This is a genomic window from Parolsenella sp. (assembly GCF_982402205.1).
The window spans coordinates 1-1,940 of sequence record NZ_CEVYAT010000204.1 but is presented as its reverse complement, the minus strand read 5'-3'; the positions used below and the strand labels follow the sequence as shown (position 1 = coordinate 1,940).

Genomic DNA, 1,940 nt, shown 5'->3' with positions numbered 1-1,940 from the left:
GGCGCGAGAAGCACTTTACTGTGCTAAAGTGTCAAGCACGTTAAGGATGGCTCGCATGCCGCAGCCGTGCGAGCAGCGCAACGCCATGGTGGCACCGCTGCCATCAGAAGCGAAACCAACGAGAAACGGGCGCGTGCTAGCTTGGTGCCCACCCCATATACCGAGGAGGAACCTGTGGCCATTGGAACGCCGAGGGGCTTTCGCGACATCCTGCCCGCCGAGGCGCGCGCCCGCGAGCAGATCCGCGACCGCGTGCGTGCCGTCTTCGATACGCACGGCTACGTCCCGGTCGAGACGCCGCTGCTCGAGGAGCGCAGCGTGCTCGAGCGCGCCGGGCGCATTAAGGGGTCGCCCTTCCAGCTGTTCGACTCCGACAACCGCCTGCTTATGCTGCGCCCCGACCTCACCCTGCCCATCGCCCGTCTCACGGCCCAGCGCCTGGGCGCGTCCCAACTCCCGGCCCGTCTGCGCTACGAGGCACCGGTCGTGCGCGAGCAGGGCGCCCTGCGCGGTCAGCCCCGCCAGTTCGCGCAGCTGGGCGTCGAGCTCATCGGTGGGGGAGAGGTGAGCGGCGAGGTCGAGGTCGTCTCGCTCCTGGCCGACACGCTCTCTGCTCTCGATATCCCAAACGTGCGCATCGTCGCCGGCTCGGTGCGCCCGCTTTTGGCCCTGCTCGAGGCCGACGTCGCCGACGAGGCCCTGCGCGAGGAAGTCCTCGCCCAGGTGCACGCCTCGAACCTCGTGGCGCTCGACGAGGACGTCGACGCCGCCAACCTGCCCGCGCCCATCGCCGACGCCCTCCACGAGCTGCCGCGACTCCACGGCGATGCGAGCGTCATCGATCGCGTGGACGAGCTGCTCGAGAGTGCCTGCGTGCCGGTCGACCGCCGCGGCACCGCCGAGCTGCGCGGCCTCGTCGCGGGCCTCGCGGGCACGTCTGCCGCCCCCGAGCTCTCCTTTGACTTCAGCATCATCAACAGCTTCGACTACTACACGGGCATCATCTTCAAGGCCTATGTGAACGGCGTGGCCGCGAGCCTTGCCTCGGGCGGCCGCTACGACGCGGTGCTCGCCAACCTTGGCATGCCCAACACCGCTGCCTGCGGCTTTGCCCTGTCCCTTGAGCGCCTGCAGGAGGTTCTGGGCGCCCGCGGCGGCGCCGAGGTACCCATGCCTGGGGCGCATCTGGGCAACCGCCCCCTGCGAATCGCGGTGCCAAAGGGGTCGCTGTTTGCGCCCACGCTCGCAACGCTCGAGGCCGCGGGCCTGCCCGTCGGCGACCTGCGCGACTACGGCCGCAAGCTCATCATCTCCGCCGGTGACGTCGAGTACGTCATCGTGCGCGCGAGCGATGCCCCGGCCTTCGTGGCCCACGGCGGTGCCGATTGCGGCATCTGTGGCTCCGACTCGCTCATCGAGGCCGACCTCGACCTGCTCCAGATAGCAGATCTGGGCTACGGCGCCTGCCGCTTCATCGTGGCCGAGCCCGCCTCGCGCAAGGGCGAGGCTGAGCGCGCCTATGCCTGGCGCGGCACCATGCGCGTGGCCACCAAGTACCCGCGCATCACCCAGGCCTACTACGACCGCATTGGCCAGCAGGTCGACATCCTGGCCCTGCACGGAAACATCGAGCTGGGGCCCATCGTGGGCATGACCGACCGCATCGTCGACATCACGGCCACGGGCTCGACCCTGCGCGAGAACGACCTCGTGATCGTTGACGACGTCATGGAGTGCACCGCGCGCTTCTTCGCCGGACCGGCCGCCTACCGTTGCGACGCCCGCATCCGCGACCTCGCCGCCCGCCTGGCCAGTGCCGCCCGCCAGACCAACGAGCGCCTGGGCACCGTCATTGCCGGCAAAACCACCACGGCCGAGAAGAACGTGGCCGAGAAGAACGCCACGCCCGCCCCCGCGCCCGCCATGGCCGAGCAGAACGC

Annotated in this window: 1 protein-coding gene; it reads left to right on the top strand. The window is 69.7% G+C overall.

Annotation, left to right across the window (positions count from 1 at the left end):
• Positions 1-174: 174 nt before the first annotated feature.
• The coding region (hisG, locus tag AC1VTH_RS08040) for an ATP phosphoribosyltransferase (RefSeq protein WP_481335648.1) at positions 175-1,940 on the top strand (1,766 nt) is incomplete at its 3' end.